This window comes from Clostridium sp. SGI.024 (assembly GCF_050315195.1).
GTDB lineage: Bacteria > Bacillota > Clostridia > Clostridiales > Clostridiaceae > Clostridium.
Map to the genome: position 1 here is coordinate 1 of NZ_JBNPON010000021.1, position 17,039 is coordinate 17,039.

19 protein-coding genes and 2 pseudogenes are annotated in these 17,039 nt (G+C 26.7%); 4 read left to right on the forward strand and 17 right to left on the reverse strand.

Going from position 1 to position 17,039, the window contains the following annotated elements; all coding sequences use genetic code 11:
- Positions 1-135 precede the first annotated feature (135 nt).
- The 6 genes and pseudogenes from ACQRD5_RS07880 to ACQRD5_RS07905 all read right to left on the reverse strand — a co-directional run bounded on the left by ACQRD5_RS07880 (position 136) and on the right by ACQRD5_RS07905 (position 2,504).
- Complete coding sequence (locus ACQRD5_RS07880) at positions 136-420, reverse strand: ArsR/SmtB family transcription factor (protein ID WP_291626593.1); 285 nt, start codon at positions 418-420, stop codon at positions 136-138.
- Positions 421-529: 109 nt separating this feature from the next.
- Positions 530-1,183 (reverse strand): Crp/Fnr family transcriptional regulator, encoded by a 654-nt coding sequence (locus ACQRD5_RS07885; RefSeq protein ID WP_291626591.1) that lies wholly within the window; start codon positions 1,181-1,183, stop codon positions 530-532.
- A gap of 94 nt (positions 1,184-1,277) precedes the next feature.
- The gene (locus tag ACQRD5_RS07890) at positions 1,278-1,511 is read right to left on the reverse strand and encodes a glutaredoxin domain-containing protein (protein ID WP_291626589.1); all 234 of its coding nucleotides are present in this window, start codon (positions 1,509-1,511) and stop codon (positions 1,278-1,280) included.
- A gap of 95 nt (positions 1,512-1,606) precedes the next feature.
- Entirely contained in the window at positions 1,607-2,020 is a 414-nt protein-coding gene (locus tag ACQRD5_RS07895; protein ID WP_291626587.1) for a YbaN family protein, read from the reverse strand.
- Positions 2,021-2,042: 22 nt separating this feature from the next.
- A pseudogene (locus tag ACQRD5_RS07900) lies at positions 2,043-2,222 on the reverse strand (ABC transporter ATP-binding protein); the annotation flags it as partial.
- Between the two features lie 153 nt (positions 2,223-2,375).
- Positions 2,376-2,504, reverse strand: a complete 129-nt coding sequence (locus ACQRD5_RS07905; protein ID WP_291626585.1) for a hypothetical protein — start codon at positions 2,502-2,504, stop codon at positions 2,376-2,378.
- 343 nt (positions 2,505-2,847) lie between these two features.
- Here ACQRD5_RS07905 and ACQRD5_RS07910 point away from each other — a divergent pair, with 343 nt between their 5' ends.
- Positions 2,848-3,885 carry an IS1/IS1595 family N-terminal zinc-binding domain-containing protein gene (locus ACQRD5_RS07910; RefSeq protein WP_291626583.1) on the forward strand — a complete coding sequence of 346 codons (1,038 nt, stop codon included), beginning with the start codon at positions 2,848-2,850 and terminating at the stop codon, positions 3,883-3,885.
- Between the two features lie 213 nt (positions 3,886-4,098).
- Here the strand turns inward: ACQRD5_RS07910 and feoB are convergent, their stop codons facing one another.
- From feoB to ACQRD5_RS07965, 11 genes and pseudogenes are all read right to left on the reverse strand, one after another.
- The gene (gene feoB, locus ACQRD5_RS07915; protein ID WP_291626581.1) at positions 4,099-5,973 is read right to left on the reverse strand and encodes a ferrous iron transport protein B; all 1,875 of its coding nucleotides are present in this window, start codon (positions 5,971-5,973) and stop codon (positions 4,099-4,101) included.
- A 12-nt stretch (positions 5,974-5,985) separates the two neighbouring features.
- A complete protein-coding gene (locus tag ACQRD5_RS07920; protein WP_291626578.1) occupies positions 5,986-6,207 on the reverse strand; it encodes a FeoA family protein in 222 nt (73 codons plus the stop codon).
- Positions 6,208-6,364: 157 nt separating this feature from the next.
- A complete protein-coding gene (locus ACQRD5_RS07925) occupies positions 6,365-6,682 on the reverse strand; it encodes a hypothetical protein (RefSeq protein WP_291626576.1) in 318 nt (105 codons plus the stop codon).
- A gap of 145 nt (positions 6,683-6,827) precedes the next feature.
- A complete protein-coding gene (locus ACQRD5_RS07930) occupies positions 6,828-7,514 on the reverse strand; it encodes a metallophosphoesterase (protein WP_291626574.1) in 687 nt (228 codons plus the stop codon).
- A gap of 9 nt (positions 7,515-7,523) precedes the next feature.
- A pseudogene (locus tag ACQRD5_RS07935) lies at positions 7,524-7,778 on the reverse strand (EscU/YscU/HrcU family type III secretion system export apparatus switch protein); the annotation flags it as partial.
- 107 nt (positions 7,779-7,885) lie between these two features.
- Complete coding sequence (locus ACQRD5_RS07940; RefSeq protein WP_320900570.1) at positions 7,886-8,029, reverse strand: hypothetical protein; 144 nt, start codon at positions 8,027-8,029, stop codon at positions 7,886-7,888.
- A gap of 340 nt (positions 8,030-8,369) precedes the next feature.
- On the reverse strand, positions 8,370-9,590 hold the full coding sequence (gene tyrS / locus ACQRD5_RS07945) for a tyrosine--tRNA ligase (protein ID WP_291626572.1): 1,221 nt from the start codon (positions 9,588-9,590) through the stop codon (positions 8,370-8,372).
- Positions 9,591-9,902: 312 nt separating this feature from the next.
- The gene (locus ACQRD5_RS07950; RefSeq protein ID WP_291626569.1) at positions 9,903-10,316 is read right to left on the reverse strand and encodes a hypothetical protein; all 414 of its coding nucleotides are present in this window, start codon (positions 10,314-10,316) and stop codon (positions 9,903-9,905) included.
- A gap of 126 nt (positions 10,317-10,442) precedes the next feature.
- A complete protein-coding gene (locus tag ACQRD5_RS07955) occupies positions 10,443-10,838 on the reverse strand; it encodes a GGDEF domain-containing protein (RefSeq protein WP_291626568.1) in 396 nt (131 codons plus the stop codon).
- A 301-nt stretch (positions 10,839-11,139) separates the two neighbouring features.
- On the reverse strand, positions 11,140-12,258 hold the full coding sequence (locus ACQRD5_RS07960; RefSeq protein WP_427746671.1) for a Ger(x)C family spore germination protein: 1,119 nt from the start codon (positions 12,256-12,258) through the stop codon (positions 11,140-11,142).
- Positions 12,248-13,669: a spore germination protein gene (locus ACQRD5_RS07965; RefSeq protein WP_374044478.1), complete on the reverse strand. Its 1,422-nt coding sequence runs from the start codon at positions 13,667-13,669 to the stop codon at positions 12,248-12,250. The genes ACQRD5_RS07960 and ACQRD5_RS07965 overlap by 11 nt, the downstream gene beginning before the upstream one ends.
- Positions 13,670-13,887: 218 nt before the next feature.
- Between ACQRD5_RS07965 and ACQRD5_RS07970 the strand changes: the two genes are divergently transcribed.
- The 3 genes from ACQRD5_RS07970 (at position 13,888) to trpS (ending at position 16,986) form a co-directional block, all read left to right on the forward strand.
- Positions 13,888-14,979: an endospore germination permease gene (locus ACQRD5_RS07970; RefSeq protein ID WP_294169439.1), complete on the forward strand. Its 1,092-nt coding sequence runs from the start codon at positions 13,888-13,890 to the stop codon at positions 14,977-14,979.
- A 172-nt stretch (positions 14,980-15,151) separates the two neighbouring features.
- A complete protein-coding gene (locus tag ACQRD5_RS07975) occupies positions 15,152-15,307 on the forward strand; it encodes a zinc-ribbon domain-containing protein (protein ID WP_016207738.1) in 156 nt (51 codons plus the stop codon).
- A 653-nt stretch (positions 15,308-15,960) separates the two neighbouring features.
- Complete coding sequence (gene trpS, locus ACQRD5_RS07980; protein ID WP_291626558.1) at positions 15,961-16,986, forward strand: tryptophan--tRNA ligase; 1,026 nt, start codon at positions 15,961-15,963, stop codon at positions 16,984-16,986.
- Positions 16,987-17,039 lie beyond the last annotated feature (53 nt).

Genomic DNA, 17,039 nt, shown 5'->3' on the forward strand with positions numbered 1-17,039 from the left:
ATTTATATTAATTATTTTTATTTATCTAAATTATTAATCACTAAACTTTAATCGTTATCTATTTCTATATTAATATATTATAATTTATAGATATATGTGTTATAAAAAACACTCCATATTAGGAGTATTTTAAATTTATTCACTATCTAATAAGGCTTGTATTATTTTTTCAACTCTATTATCTACAACTTCATATACTATCTCTAACCCATTTCTCTCCCCCTTAATTATTCCAATGCTTTTTAATTTTTGAAGATGTTGAGAAATAGTTGATTGAGGCATACATAGGCAACTATGCATATTAGTTACATTACAACATCCTTTCTCTAAAAGATTTTTTACTATACACAGTCTTACCGGATGAGCCAAAACCTTTAAAAACTCTGCTACATCCTCATATTGCTTATAATTATTATCCACCATATCACCCCATAATATTGTTTCCGTTTTTTCTTAGATTGTTATTTTAATATCAATAATATTATTATATCCAAATTTTAAGATATTGTTAGTTATTTGTCAAGTTAAATTAGTAAATCCAATTTTTTATTTTTATTTTCCCTCTTCCAAGTTCTAATATTCCTCTTTTTTCAAGTCCCTTTAGGCTTCTACTTACTACTTCTCTTGATGATCCAATATCAGCAGCTATTTTTTCATGAGTTGTGTATATAATCTTAGCCCCATTATTATTTGCAAGTTTTAAATTAAAATAGTCTATAATCCTGTTTTCAATACTACTAAAGGTTACTTTTTCAAAGCCTTCTACTACGTTTTCAAATTTATTATATAAATTTCTAAACATATACTTTAAAAAACTATTACTATTAATTAAATATCTTTTAAATAAATCCATTGGAAGTATTGCAATTATTGCATTTTCCTCAACATCTGCAAAAGATACTTCATCAGAATCTGTTAATGCACATAAAATCGTATTAAAGCAGCTATCTCCTTTTCCAATTCTATAAAGAGTTACTTCTTTACCATCATCTCCAATTTTATATATTCTAAGACGTCCTTCTAAAATAAATGAAAATCCTATACAACTAACCTTATTACTAAAAACATTTTGACCTCGTTCATAATTACTTACTAAAACCCTCTTTAATATAATTTCTAATACATCATTCTCCAATTCCTTTAAAAAAGGATAATTTTTCAATAATTCATCTCTTAAATCCATTTTTCCCCCTTAAATAAAAAAGTAAAGCTATTATAATTGTAGCTTTACTTTTTCTTATATTCAACTTATTAAATAATTTTAATAAGGATAATTACTATAAATTTAACAATGAGTCTATTCTTGGTTTATCAAAACCAACTACTATACTACCATTAATATCTATAACTGGTACTCCCATTTGGCCACTTTTGTTTACCATTTCTATAGCTGCTGCTCTATTTAATCCAACATTTACTTCTTCATAGTTAACGTGTTTACTTGTTAAGTAATTTTTTACCTTTGTACACCATGGACATGTGTTTGTTGTATATACTTTTATATTATTCATTTTCAATTCCCCCGAATCATAAATTCTTTTTTATGATATAAGTATATTCCAACAATATTTTTTTGACTGTAACAAAGTCACATTATATATTTATTTTATATTTGCTCTTCTTCAAGTCTTCTTATTATTTTAACACTCTTTTTTATTGTTTTAATTTTAAATATAAAGTAATAATACTTAAATATTATAACTACTACTATAAATGCCTTCATAAATAGGCTGTCTATCAAAATTAATGGAAACATAAGCATAAAATCTGAAAATGCAAGAATACATATCTTATCCTTTAGTGTCATTGATCTTTCTCTAACAAAGGACTCTAAATGCTTTTTATATAGATTTGTGCTAATAAACCAGTTATTAAATCTATCAGATCCTCTAGCAAAACAGAAGGATGCTAAAAGTAAAAATGGAGTGGTTGGCAATATAGGAAGGATAACACCGATAGCTCCTAGAACCACTGAAATAAGACCTAATGTTATATAAAAATATTTTTTTATAGATTTCATATTATAGCTCCTCCTTATTTTCTTAAACTATTTTCTTATTTTCTAACTTATAAACCTTATCACATATTGCAGTTATAGATTTTCTATGTGAAATAAGAATTATAGTTTTATCCTTACAATTTTCATTTATTGACTTCAAAATTTTTCCTTCATTTAAAGCATCTTAATTACTTGTTGGTTCATGTAAAATCAAAATTTCACCATATAGAAACTTAAGTTAATATTTATCTCATAATTTTAACATCAGTTGTAGCTCTATAATTCCTTAATGTTCTTTTATCTTATCCAGATTTTTGTTAACTCCTTAACTCCAATAGAGTTCTTATTAATATTCCTTAGTCTTTCTTCTCCATTTTTATATAATAGGTCTTCCTTTAATTCTATTAATGAATCTAAAACTGCCAGTTTCTTCTTTTACTAAATCGTCCTTGTTCATAACATATATTTTCTTAGCTTCTTTAACATTAGCCAATCTATCAGACATTACTAGTTTAGTTTTTTATTTAGAAAGGTCATATATTGCTTTCCACACCACTATATACTTTTTCTATTTATATTAATTTTAATATAATAAAATATATTGATAGTATATATTAATTGATATTAATTTTCTATATATATAATTAAAATAATTAAATTATTATCAAAAAAATAACTTTATATGTTTATTATTCAGTAATGCTTTGTAAGTACCTATATACTTCTTAAATATATAGGAGTCTGTTTTAGAAAAATGTTGTTAGAAATCATAGCACTGAATAGAGTAATTAAATCTTGTCAAAAATCAAAAATAAATATATCTATTTTTTATTGAAAGGAAAAAACATATGTATCTAAATGAAATACAAGAATTTGATAATGCTCCAGTAGAAGATAAACTAAATATAGTAAATAAGTATAACAGTAACCTTGCATTTATTGATTTATTAAAAAATAGAGCAATTCAATGTTGCCCCCACTGCAATTCTGAAAAAATCATAAAATTTGGTAAGTATAATAATCTTCAAAGATATAAATGTTCAAATAAAAATTGTAATAAAACATTTTCTCCAAAAACGAAAACCTTATTTAGTTATTCAAAAAAATCAGCTGACCTATGGATCAAATATTTTATTTTATTGAATAATGGTAAATCACTTAGAGAGTGTTCGACTATTCTTAATATTAATTTAGCAACCTCCTTTTATTGGAGACATAAAATACTAGTTACTCAAAACAAAAATTACTACAATATTATGAAAAATTATGTGGAAGTAAGTAAAGTTATGCTGTTTGAAAATTTTAAAGGTGATAGAAATGCTAAGTATAATAGAAAAGAAAAAGTTTTTATAGCTTGTGCAATGGATAGTAATAAATCTTTATTATCAAAAGTAATTAGTAGATATACTATTTCTCTTAATTCTATAAAAGATAATTTCTCATATAACATCGATGATAATGCCATTTTATCTGCCTATAATGATAGATACTTTGAAATTTATTCCTCAAGACATAATACAAAACTTTTACCAATACAAAATAAAACAATTTCTACTATTATTAATCAAATAAAATCAAATAATCTATCAAGTAAAAACAATTTATATGTAGAAGATATAGAACAATTAAACTATACTTTACCTAAAAAATGCTTATTTATTCACAGTTTTTCATTAAATATAAAGAGATGGCTAGTTAGATTTAGAGGGGTCGCAACTAAATATCTTGAAAATTATTTAAATTGGCACATTCTTGAATTCAGTAATAAATATAAAACTTTTACACTAAACCAAATAGACTTATTCAAAAAATTCTTAAAAGGATATTCTTATATTAGGATAAAGGACTTTCCAACTTATAAATTAATGTTTCAACATAATATTTAACATATAAAAATCTGTAAATATTAATTTAAATAATAGTACTATAATTTTGAAAATTATCTTATACGTGTCTCTAATCTTAATATATTAACAACATTTTTCTAAAACACAGTTATATATAGTAATATATATCTATAGGCTTCTAATTTATTTTTATATAAAATAAAAAACCCAGCTAATGCTGAGTTTTGAATGAATTACATATTAAAATTAACTTTATTGGTGTACTGTTTCTCCAGAATCTTCCTTATTAAAATACTTAACTAAAAGTAAGATTCCCAAAACTAGTATTCCTAAAAATATTAAGAATTGAATTGTATATGAAAGAGTAACACCACCAGTAATTAATGTTGCTATAAATTTAAATAAATATGCAACAACCCATGCCAATATAAATTGATATATAACTGATATATACATCATCTTACTTCCATATTCTTTTCTCATAACACTTATTACTGCAAAGCATGGTGTATATAATGAAACAAATACTAGAAAACTTAAAGCTGTTATTCCAGTAAACATAGTTGGTAAAACTACAGCTAAATCTCCATAAACTATTTCCATAGTACCAATTATTACTTCTTTTGCTGCAAGTCCTGTAAGTATTGATACTCCAGCTTCCCATCCACCAAAACCTAATGGCTTAAATATAGGTGATAATAATCCTCCAATTTTAGCTAAGAAACTAGTGTTTATTTCTTCTGTAAATCCATTCATATTAAAGTATGTTAAGAACCAAACTACTATTGAAACTGCAAATATTAGTGTTCCAGCTCTTATTATAAAGCCTTTAGACTTATCCCAAGCATTTACAATTATATTTTTAAAACTTGGTAATTTGTATTCTGGAAGTTCTAATATAAATGGTTGTTCATCTTTTTTAAATAATGTATTTTTAAATAGCAATCCAACTAAAATTGCTACAACAATTCCAAGTAAATAAAGACCCATTACTACAAATTCTTGATTAGATGCAAAGAATATTGAAGCAAATAAAGCATAAACCGGTAACCTAGCTCCACAAGTTACAAGTGGTGCTAATAAAGCTGTCATCTTTCTATCTTTTTCACTTTCTAAGGTTCTAGTTGCCATTATTGCAGGTGCTGAACATCCAAATCCCATTATCATTGGGATAAATGCTTTTCCTGACAATCCAATTCTTCTCATTATTTTATCCATAAGAAAAGCTATTCTTGACATATATCCACAATCTTCAAGGAATGAGATTCCAACAAAAAGTGAAAATACTATTGGGAAGAAAACTATAACTCCTCCAACTCCAGCTACGATTCCATCAAGTATTAAAGACCTAAACCATGGAGATGAATTTACTATTAACCCTTCAACAAATGATGTAAAGGTATCTGCTACAAAAGCATCTAAAGCATCTGCCAAAGGTTGTCCGAACCAGTTGAAAGTAAATTTAAATATTATAAATAAAGCAATTAAAAAAGCTGGATATGCTAATATTGGATTTAATACTACTTTATCTATTTTTTCTCCTATGTAATTTGATTTTCCATCACCTTTAGATGATTCGTGTATTAATTTATCTATATAAGAATAAGCATCATTCTCACTATCAAATTTCACATTATAATTGGGAATAATTTCTTTTGATTTATTTATTTCTTCTACTATATTTTCCAAACCTTTTTTATTTTTAGCTGATATTGCTAGAATTGATACTCCTAGTTTTTCTCCTAGAATTTCTGTATCTATATTAAGTCCTCTTTTATTAGCTATATCCATCATATTTAATAACACTAATATAGGCTTGTTAAATTGCATTAATTGTGTTGTAAGGTATAAATTTCTTTCTAGATTTGTTGCATCTACTACATTTATTATTAGGTCTACATCTTCATTTTCTAAATAATTTCTTGATACTTTTTCTTCGTTTGAATATGTGTCCATTGCATATATACCAGGTAAATCTACTACTTTTATATCTTTATTTATAAATCCGTATTTTTTGTCTATAGTAACTCCTGGCCAATTTCCTACATACTGTTTTGATCCAGTTAGTGCATTAAAAACTGTAGTTTTTCCTGTATTGGGATTGCCAACTAATGCTACGCTTATCATATTTTCCACTCCTTAAACATTTAAATATATGTTTTTTGCATCATTCTTTCTTATTGCTAAATCAAAACCTCTAAATGATATTATTATTGGATCTCCTAATGGTGCTACTAGCTTAACCTTTACTTGTGTTCCATTTACACATCCTAAAGCTTTAAGTCTCTTTGCTAATTTAGGATCTCCTTCTATATCTCTTACTATACCAGCTTGTCCGACCTTCATATTAAATATTGTCATGTATATTCCCCCTTACATGTTCCTTATATCTACAATTATAGTCAATTGAAATTGATTGTCAATAACTCTGAGCAATTTATTTAATCATTTTGTGAATTTTTTAGCAAATATATAAGAGCTGTGGAAAACAGCTCTAAATTTAGAATAAATATTAAATTCAAACGCCTATAATAGTAGCTAAAAAAGCTATTATAGATGAATTAATCAACCAAATAAAACAAATAACTAAAACAGGCACATTATCAATATTTACATCTAATATAGTAAATAGTATTGCTGTTAAAACAAGCCCCAAAACAATACTTAAAATAGAACTAAAGGATGAGATTTGGCTTTTATTTCTACTTTTAGAGTAATTAATTTTCTGTCTATCATCATTGTATTTACTCTTCATACTATCTTCATATATTTTGTACTCAATAAAGTCGTCCTTAAAGTCCTTTTTACCATCGTTATTCCAATCATGTAATGCCATAAATTCCCCTCCCAATCTACATTTGCGAAAACATTTACTTTTATAATTTAAGTGTAATCCTGTACCTTTTTAGTGTCAATATTAATAAAAATAAGAAAATAAAGTTTGCATCATATATTTTGATACAAACTTTATTTCTCTTTTATTATAATATTCTTATAGGATCAAAGTTCAAGTAATCACAGGAAGTAATAATATAATTTACTCCTTCATGCTCTCCATTAAATGCAGTTGCTAATGATGGACCATGAAGATGTCCATAAATAACCTTTTCAACACCATATTCTTTAAATATTTCAGTAAAAGCTGATTCTTCTATCCTTTCATTAATTGGAGGATAATGAATCATTACTATGAATTTTTCAAATCCTGCTTCTTTTGCTTTGTCTAAAGATAGTCTAAGTCTAATAATTTCCCTATTAAATATCTTCTTATCTTTTTCTGTAAATCTATCGCTTCCTTCTAATATCCAACCTCTAGATCCACAAATTGCATAGTCATCATAAACATAAAAGTTATTTTGAAGAAATTTTGTATTATCGTACATGCTATTTAGTTTGGAAATTCCGCTCCACCAATAATCATGATTTCCCTTAGATATAATTTTCTTACCTGGTAAATCATTTATCCAATCTAAATCACCCTTGCTATCACTAGACTTCATAGACCAAGATATATCTCCTGCTATTAGGACTGTATCTTCTTTTTTTATTTTACTAATCCAGTTTTCCTTAATCTTTTCATCATGCTTAATCCATTTTTCTCCAAATATATCCATTGGTTTATCTGTTGTAAAAGCAAGATGAAGATCTGAAATAGCGTATAAAGCCATTTAATCTACTCACCTTTCTACTATTCTATCTAAATCTGTTACATAGGCAATTATATGTGCTACTGCTTCATAAAGATCTGTTGGTATATTTTCTCCAATATCAACTTTACAAAGCAAGTCCGTCAATTCTTTATTATACACTATTGGGACAGCATTTTCTTCTGCTTTTTCTATTATTTTATCTGCTATATAGCCAATACCACTAGCAGTTACAATAGGTGCTACTATATTTTCTTCATATTTTAGGGTTGCGGCTTTTTTCTTCCATTCATATACCTTTTCCTCTTGGTATTAAATTATACCCTCCTATCTATAGCAATTCCAGAATCAGAATTGAAAAAGGTCCTACAAGTTGCCAAAGACACTTCCTCTTACTTTTTAGATACCTCAATATCAACTAAAAATCCCATAGATTCAATATTAGAAGCTAATTTATTTTTTGCCATATCTATTATTTTAACATATCTATATTCACATTTTAAATCAAGATTTATTTCTTTATCTAAAACTTTCATATAACCATCTATTAATCTTATAGTAGCTTCTTTACTACCTTCATTTTTAATTATTTTTCCTTAAAACTTTTCTCTAATACCAAAAGTAAGTTTACTAGATATTTTTTTATTATTTATATTGTAGTTATTACCTATGTTAAATATCCCCGGCATTTTACCACCCTGTATACCTTTCTAATTACTTATAATATCGAGTACTTTTAAGTTTTTCTTGATAGAAAGCTCTTTTGCAATAAATTAGAAGTATCACCATAGAAAATGTCAATGAAATTAAAGTAAAAATTAAATTACCAATAAAAATAAGGAGCTTATAAAAAACTCCTTAACTCTTATCTATTCTCTATTCTATTACTATTTTATTGTAGTTTTTCTTTCCTCTTTTTAATAATGCTGATCCATCTTCTAAATCGCATTCTTCTAAAGTTCTAGTGACATCAGTAACTTTTTCACCATTTAAAGATAATCCACCTTGTTGAATTAATCTTCTTCCTTCAGCCTTAGATGGAACTATTTTATTTTCAGCCATTATATCTAAAAGAGTTGATCCTATTTTTTCTTTAGATATTGTTACAGTTGGAACATTACTCATATCAACTCCACCTGAGAATAAAGCCTCTGCAGCAGTTTTAGCCTTAATAGCCTCTTCTTCTCCGTGAACAAGCTTAGTAACTTCAAAAGCCAATCTCTTCTTAGCTTCATTTATAGCTGCTCCCTCAACTGCACACATTGCTCTTACTTCATCCATAGGTACAAAAGTTAATAATGATAAGCATTTTTCCACATCTGCATCATCAACATTTCTCCAATATTGATAGAAATCAAATGGTGAAGTTTTTTCTGCATCAAGCCATAAAGCTCCTCCAACAGTTTTTCCCATCTTTTGACCTTGGCTATTAGTTAAAAGTGTACATGTCATAGCCATAGCTTGACCTTGAGCTTTTCTTCTAACTAATTCAACACCTGCAATCATATTTGACCATTGGTCATCTCCACCTAATTCCATTTTACATCCGTATTTTTGATTTAATACATAGAAATCATATCCTTGCATTAACATATAGTTAAATTCTAAGAAAGAAAGTCCTTTTTCTAATCTTTGTTTAAAACATTCTGCTGTTAACATTCTATTTACTGAAAAATGAACTCCAACTTCTCTAAGAAAATCTACATAATTTAAATTTAATAACCAATCTGCATTGTTAACTAAAATTGCCTTATCATCTGAGAAGTCTATAAATTTTTCCATTTGCTTCTTTATTGAATTAACATTATGCTCTATTTGTTCTTTTGCAAGCATTGTTCTCATGTCAGTTTTTCCAGATGGATCTCCTACCATTGCAGTTCCACCACCAAGAAGAGCGATTGGTCTATGACCTGCTTTTTGCATATGAGCCATAAACATCATTGCAATAAAATGTCCAACATGTAAACTATCTGCTGTTGGATCAAATCCTATATAAAAAGTTATTTTCTCCTTTTCTAGCAATTCTCTTGTTTCATCTTCATGAGTAAATTGCTTTATGTACCCACGGTCTAATAACTCGTCTAAAACATTAGCCATTCTACGTATCCTCCTCTAATCTTTACTTATTATAGTATATCTTTTTATAATAATAATATCAATTACTGAAATCATTTTTAATAATAAAAAAAGGATACATCTGTTATATAGTGAAAAAGAGGCTGACATCAAATCAGCTCTCTTCCCTATTAATCTTTCCTTTTAAAAATTTAACATTCATTATCTCATTTTATTATTTTTATTTATCTTACTTTTTATCTCTAAATTTATAAATTATTTTACACTCCGTAAGGTTACGTTTAATTATTTTCTTGCCTAATCAACATTAATACTTTACATTCTAAAGTGTATTTATGCAACATATTCCTTAATAAAGTCTGGAAGCTCTTCTAAGCATTCGCAATTTAAGTTGATATAAAGATTTAAGTTATATTTTTGAGAGAATTCCTTTAGCTTTTTAAACAAATTAATTGATTCTGATATATTCTTATTAACAATATTTGATAAAGCATCTACATAAACGTTTTCAAGATCATAATTTTGGGATACAACACCACAAAGAAGTCCATAAAAACTTTCACAATCTACAACACCTAACTCATTAGTATCTACAAACCTTATCTTTCCCTTTAACTGCATCATTCTTCTTGCGTCATCATCGATATAAACTGAATCTCCCTTTGCCATTAATGAACGTTCATTTGCAAGCTCTATTAATTTTTTAGATTTGCCTGCACCTCTTTTTGCGCAAAAAATTTGAATCATTGGAATCCACTCCTTTAATAGATTTTTTATATCTTATTATATATATATTCTTTATAGAGTATTTTATTTACAATAAAATACTCTATAAAGTAAAAAGATAGAGAACCAATTTGCTCCCTATCTATATTACCAAAAAAAATGTGAACTCATAACTTTATTCTTACCAGCACGCTTAGCTTTGTAAAGAAATTTATCTGCACAATTTATTACAGCCTCTAGAGTATCACCATCATAGGGATAAAAGCCTAGGCCAAAACTTGCCGTTATATTCTTCTTTATTTTTCCTTCTGAAATATAATTTTTAGATAGAGCTTCTCTAATATAGTTTATCCTTTCATATATATCATTCATATTATCAGTACAATCTATATATAAGATTATTTCCTCTCCACCGTATCTAGCTATTATATCCTTTTTTCTTAACATGCTTTTTATTAAATTCGTAGTATCTATTAAAACCTTATCACCAAATTGATGACCTAAAGTGTCATTTATTTTCTTGAAATCATCAAAATCTATCATTACTTTTCTTCTACTTTAATTGGGATACCAATTCTTGAATGAATATATGTTCCATTATTATCATCCCTAGTAATTGCTATTTTAGAATTTAAAATTCTTCAGTGATTTTCTGATAGCTTTCGTAATCTGTCTTTATTTGCTGATACTTAACTTTATAATCGTCCATACTCCCTCCCCAATTTATTATGTATAGTATGAATCGAATTCAGAGAACCTGTATAAATTAATCTTACTTTATTTTCCTTTTAATATCAATAGATTTTTACTTTATTTGTTAATCATATTAATAATTATGTATATTTTACAAACTATCTTTAACTATTCCAGTTCCTTCTATAATCAAATCAACATTTACTTCTAAATCAGTTATGCTAATAGGATCTTCAATATATTCTTTTGGATAGTTAATATTTAAAAGTCTTCCTATATCAAATACATCTATTCCTTGTTCTTTATATTTTTTAAATGAATTTTGAAGATAACTTTCAATTTCCTTTTCTTTTGATGCTTTTATATAATCTAATAATTCTTTATCAACTATAGCTCTTCCTTGAATCTCTGCAATTGACACTTTAATCTTTAAATCTTTAATTAATTTTATTTTTTCTTTATCATAAATTAAACTACTATTAGTATTATTGCCCAAAATTTCTAAAGTTATAAACCCTTTTTCATCTTGTGGATTAGAAATTTCTAAAGTACCTTTTTTAACTTTATTAGTTAGTAAATTATAACTCATAGCTTCCCTAGAATCTATCTTATCTACTAATTTCCCAGCCTTAATTACAGCTCCGCCACCAATTTCTATTTTTTTATATAAAGCATCTTCTTTAATTTCAACACTTCCTATTACATAGGTATTATTAGATTCTGTTTCATTACTAAAATAATCATTAATATTAGCCCTCATAGCTCTTGGATTTCTAGTGTTTTTATGAACTAATTCTTCAAGATATAAACCTAGATACTCTTCATCATTTGATGTAATTTTTAATAAATCATCTACCTCACCAAAGTATACAAATAAATCTGGTTTTATCTGAAATTCTTGATTATTATTTATTAAATCTGTATATTTTTTTATACCTTCTTTAGCTGCTTTTTCTGTAAATATATATGCTCTATTTTGAGAATAATTTAATTCATAACTAGAAGCTAAATTAATGTCTCTTAATGCTTCTAATGTTGTTTTACCTAATCCCTTATATATTATTCTTTTGCCTTTATCAGAGCTTTCATTTGTACTTCTATATGGTTTAACACAATCTACATAAACCACTGATCTACCAAAATCATCTGTATCGAAAATAATACTTGTGGAAAAACTCACTTTATTTATATCTCTATAATCAAAACATCCTGCTAATATTAAAGGAAGAAATGCTACAAAAAGAAATTTTAGAAAAACCTTACCCTTCATTTTTATCTCCCCTTTTTATAAAGTCTTTTGATATTCTTTTTAATGAACCTCTTAATACTACATCTTTAAATTTATATTCACTTATACTTCCTATTGGAAATAAGAATTGATATCCTACTGAATCTAATTCTGATAGTTGTATTACAAGTAATATACAACCTGATAAAAGTCCTGGAATTCCAAAGGCAGTTGCAAAGCAAACTAACACTAATGCCCAAAAAGATAATGCCCCATAAAGCTTTGGTATTAAAAAATATGATAATGTGCTTAAAGCTACTATTATAATAGTAATCCTTGATGCTATACCTGCACTTACAGCAGCATCACCTAAAATAAGTGCCGAAACTATACTCATTGCTCCACCTATTGGCTGAGGTAATCTAAGTCCTGCTTCTTTTATAAATTGAAAAGCTAACATCATTAATATTACTTCAATAAATGTTGGAAAGGGCACACCAGCCCTAGATACTGCAAGCCTAAACATAAATAAGGATGGTATCATAGAAAAATGATATGTTATTATTGCCACATATAATGCAGGTACAATAGTTGCAGTAAAAAAGGCTATCCATCTTATTATTCTATTAAAGTTACTATAATATTTGTTAAGATAGTAATCATCAGGCATTTGAAAGTTTTCCAAGAAAAAATAAGGTACTGTAATTACAAAGGGAGTTCCATCTACTATTACTCCAACTCTTCCTTCTAGTAGTTTTGCACAAACTTCATCTGGCTTTTCAGTATACCCTACTGTATCAAAAAAACTATTTTGCTTTTTAAGAGCATCTTCAATGTAATTAGTATCTAATATAAATCTTAAATCTAAATTATTTACTTGGTTTTTTATCTTATCTATTAACTCCCTAGGAGCAACACCATCTAAATAACATACAGCAACTGCTGTTTGAGATTTTTCTCCAACTAATATAGCTTCAAATTTTAAATCTGGGTTCTTTATTCTCCTTCTTATCAGTGCTACGTTGTTAACTATTAATTCGTTAAAGCCCTCTCTAGGCCCTTTTAGAACTGATTCTGTTTCAGGAGTGCCAACACTTCTTACAGGAAATCCCTTAGCTTCTACATACATTATTTCCTTATAATTTTCAAAAACCACTGCTGGATCCCCTGATAATACATGCATTATTGCATCATCTACATCCTTAGCTATTCCTGCTGCATTTATATCTAAAGCATTTTCTATTACTTGTTGTAAGGTTGTAAATTCACCACTTTCAGGCTCTAAATCTCCAACCCCTCTAAGTGGAGATACTACATATTCACTTATCATTTCAGCATTACATAAATCATCTATAAAGACTATTGTGGCCTTACCTAATATAGTTTTTACTGGTCTATATTTAACATCAAAGGAGTTTTTTAGTTTTTCCTTAATATATTCTAAATTATTCATATTCATCACCTTTTTGTATTATTTGTTACAAAACAATTTAATATACACTATGGTATTTAAGAATATAAAATTAATAATTGAAATATTAAATTAAAGCAATAAATCCTCTCTAATTTAAAATTATTTTTCATATTTATTCATATATTTAGAATTTTAGCTAATACTTTCTTTATGGAGAGTAAAATAGATGAATTTATTTTAATTGAAAGGAATTTAATATGAACAAGATTTCTAGTAAACATTTTATTTTATTTATACTTGGTGTATCTATAATTTCAATTAAGACTTATATGTCAGTATTTATAGATACAGGGGGAAGAGATACGTGGTTAGCTTCTTTAATAGCAGGATTGATTTTTATTGCTTTCTTACTTTGTATAACTAAAATTTATAAATCTACTAATGCTTCTGATATAAATGAAATTTTTCTTAAAGCCTTACCTAAACCTTTAGGATTATTTTTTCTATTTATATTTGTATTAGCTTTGTTTATCAATGCTATAGAATCAGCATCTGTTGAAGCTAATGTACTGCATACAACTTTATTTATTGATACACCAGTTTGGTATGCTTTAATATTTTTTATAGCACCATCACTATTTATCTTTAGTAAAAAAATTCGTACAATATTAATTTTTATATTAATAAGTGTTTCTGTATTTATATTAAATGGAATTGCATTTTTTATACTTTCACAAATGTATAAGGATATCAATTTTTTGCTACCAGTACTAGGCACAGGATTATCATATAAGTTTTTTATTACAATTTTATTGATATTAGGAAGCCTTTCTTCCTTTATGATAGCAATTCCATATATAAAATTTATTGATAAAAAAGAGCATATTTCTAAGCATAGCTTTTATTCAGGTTTAATAGTTATTGCTTTTGCAGTTATTTCTATTGTAGGTGCTATAACTGCCTTTGGTCCATTTAGAGCTGCGAATATTTTTTATCCTGAATTTGTTATAAGCCAAAGAATAGAAGTAGCTGGATTCCTAGAATTTGGAGAGCTATTTTTTATAGTTCAAACAGTAATTGGCTTTTTCATTAAATACCTTTTATCTAGCTATAGCATATTACTTATAATAAATAAATCCTGTAAAAATAAGCCTCTATTTATTGGTATTTACACTTTTTTAACTTATGTTTTATCAAACTTCTTAGGTATGAATAATTTTTATCTATATAAAGCACTAAAATACATACAAGTTATAAATCTAATAGCTTTTATAATAGTTCCTTTAATAGTATTTACTGTGTATTATTTAAAATTTAAAAATAGAAAGTTCTCTGAAAATTCAAAATAAATATTTATATTTTTCTTAATATTCCTTGCAATAATTTCCCTTTATGTTATAATAAAGGTGAATATTTAAATGATTAGGAAAAATTCGATACATTTATCCCCTTAAAGTTCATACTTGTCCTTAAGGAAGATATTATCAATTTATACCTATGAATTTTAAGGAGGAAATTAGAATGGAAGATAAGAAAATAATTTGTAAAGATTGTGGAAAGGAATTCGTTTTCACAGTTGGAGAACAAGAATTCTACAAGGAAAAAGGATTCGATAACGAACCAGTAAGATGTCCAGATTGTAGAAGAGCTAGAAAAGCACAAAATAACAGAAGATAGTTTCTGTTTTAAAATAAAGACTATATCAAGATTTCTTGATATAGTCTTTATTGTTTTATTTTTTAGGAATTTATAAAAATATTCCACTATTGATAATTTTTTATATGCATTATTCTATAAAATTAGGACAAAATACACTAAAGAAGATTTATCAATAGGAGGATACAATGCAATTTATAAAATTATTTTTTACGTTACTAGTTTTACTAACAATAATTTTTTTAATATTTAAATTTTCATTTTGGTCAATAAGTCTAATACTAATCTTATCAATTTTATTTCTATTAATAGATATTTTTAGAGTTAAAGCTTAAAGTCACTATATTTATTTTAAATATAGCTTCAATTATTTGCTTTTTATTAATAAGTCATATCTATATATTTATCCTACTACAATATAGATTAAAACCTCTATTTATATTAATGATATTATATAAAATCAAATCCATAGATAAGAGCTTCAAAAAAGCTACTTTTAATTCTTTCATTCTGCCAAAACTCCGAAGGAGTTTTCACTTTAATTCTACATTTTACATTCTACATTCTTCATTATATAAGATTACTTTGCAATCTTATAATTGACATGGTCTTTTCCCATACCTATAATTAATATATAGTTAAAGGTTACGTTAAATAGTAATTAATGTGCACAAATGAAAGGAGTGCTTCAATTGGAAAATAATACAGATAAGAAGAAGGTTATTTTTAGTGGTATTCAACCTTCTGGTCAACTAACTTTAGGAAATTACCTAGGAGCTCTAAAGAATTGGGTTAACCTACAGGATGAATTTGATTGCTATTTTTGTGTAGTTGACTTACATGCAATTACAGTTAAACAAGAACCAAAGGAATTAAGACAAAGAACTTTAGAAGTTCTAGCAATTTATATTGCAGCAGGTATTGATCCTAAAAAGAACACCTTATTTATTCAATCTCATGTTCCAGCTCATAGTGAGGCTGCTTGGCTTTTAACTTGTAATACTTATATGGGTGAACTAGGAAGAATGACTCAATATAAAGATAAGTCTCAAAAATATGGTAATTCCATAGGGGCAGGCCTATTTACTTATCCAGTTTTAATGGCAGCAGATATCCTTTTATATAATGCAGATTTAGTACCTGTTGGTCAAGACCAAAAACAACATTTAGAGTTAGCAAGAGATTTAGCAAATAGATTTAATAATTTATATAGCCCTACATTTACAATTCCTGATCCATATATTACAAAGGTAGGTGCAAAGATTATGAGTCTTCAAGAACCTACTAAGAAAATGTCTAAATCAGATGATAATCCAAATGCTTATATATTAATTATGGATCCTCCTGATGTAATTAGAAAAAAGGTATCTCGTGCAGTAACTGATAGCATTGGAGTAATTAATTATACTGATGAACAACCAGGAGTTAAAAATCTATTAGATATATTAATAGCAATTAATAAAACTACAGCTGAAGAGCTAGTTGAATATTATAAAGGAAAAGGCTATGCTGATTTAAAGAAAGATGTAGCTGAAGCTATTGTTTCTGAATTAGAGCCAATTCAAAATAAAGTTAATGAAATTCTTAAAGATAAAAAAGGTTTAGAAGAAATATTTAAGCTAGGTGCTGAAAAAGCTAGCTATGTTTCAATGAAAACTCTTAGGAAAATGCAAAAGAAAATTGGATTTATTCCAAGATAATACTAAAGGTAGATGTGTCATATTTCATCTACCTTTTATACTACATATGTATA

Bases quoted from the DNA above. Each gene is read 5' to 3' on its own strand.
- ACQRD5_RS07885 (WP_291626591.1), bottom strand. From the start codon at position 1,183: ATGGATTTAAGAGATGAATTATTGAAAAATTATCCTTTTTTAAAGGAA.
- ACQRD5_RS07890 (WP_291626589.1), bottom strand. From the start codon at position 1,511: ATGAATAATATAAAAGTATATACAACAAACACATGTCCATGGTGTACA.
- ACQRD5_RS07895 (WP_291626587.1), bottom strand. From the start codon at position 2,020: ATGAAATCTATAAAAAAATATTTTTATATAACATTAGGTCTTATTTCA.
- ACQRD5_RS07905 (WP_291626585.1), bottom strand. From the start codon at position 2,504: ATGTCTGATAGATTGGCTAATGTTAAAGAAGCTAAGAAAATATATGTT.
- ACQRD5_RS07910 (WP_291626583.1), top strand. From the start codon at position 2,848: ATGTATCTAAATGAAATACAAGAATTTGATAATGCTCCAGTAGAAGAT.
- feoB (WP_291626581.1), bottom strand. From the start codon at position 5,973: ATGATAAGCGTAGCATTAGTTGGCAATCCCAATACAGGAAAAACTACA.
- ACQRD5_RS07920 (WP_291626578.1), bottom strand. From the start codon at position 6,207: ATGACAATATTTAATATGAAGGTCGGACAAGCTGGTATAGTAAGAGAT.
- ACQRD5_RS07925 (WP_291626576.1), bottom strand. From the start codon at position 6,682: ATGGCATTACATGATTGGAATAACGATGGTAAAAAGGACTTTAAGGAC.
- ACQRD5_RS07930 (WP_291626574.1), bottom strand. From the start codon at position 7,514: ATGGCTTTATACGCTATTTCAGATCTTCATCTTGCTTTTACAACAGAT.
- ACQRD5_RS07940 (WP_320900570.1), bottom strand. From the start codon at position 8,029: ATGAAAGTTTTAGATAAAGAAATAAATCTTGATTTAAAATGTGAATAT.
- tyrS (WP_291626572.1), bottom strand. From the start codon at position 9,590: ATGGCTAATGTTTTAGACGAGTTATTAGACCGTGGGTACATAAAGCAA.
- ACQRD5_RS07950 (WP_291626569.1), bottom strand. From the start codon at position 10,316: ATGATTCAAATTTTTTGCGCAAAAAGAGGTGCAGGCAAATCTAAAAAA.
- ACQRD5_RS07955 (WP_291626568.1), bottom strand. From the start codon at position 10,838: ATGATAGATTTTGATGATTTCAAGAAAATAAATGACACTTTAGGTCAT.
- ACQRD5_RS07960 (WP_427746671.1), bottom strand. From the start codon at position 12,258: ATGAAGGGTAAGGTTTTTCTAAAATTTCTTTTTGTAGCATTTCTTCCT.
- ACQRD5_RS07965 (WP_374044478.1), bottom strand. From the start codon at position 13,669: ATGAATAATTTAGAATATATTAAGGAAAAACTAAAAAACTCCTTTGAT.
- ACQRD5_RS07970 (WP_294169439.1), top strand. From the start codon at position 13,888: ATGAACAAGATTTCTAGTAAACATTTTATTTTATTTATACTTGGTGTA.
- ACQRD5_RS07975 (WP_016207738.1), top strand. From the start codon at position 15,152: ATGGAAGATAAGAAAATAATTTGTAAAGATTGTGGAAAGGAATTCGTT.
- trpS (WP_291626558.1), top strand. From the start codon at position 15,961: ATGAAAGGAGTGCTTCAATTGGAAAATAATACAGATAAGAAGAAGGTT.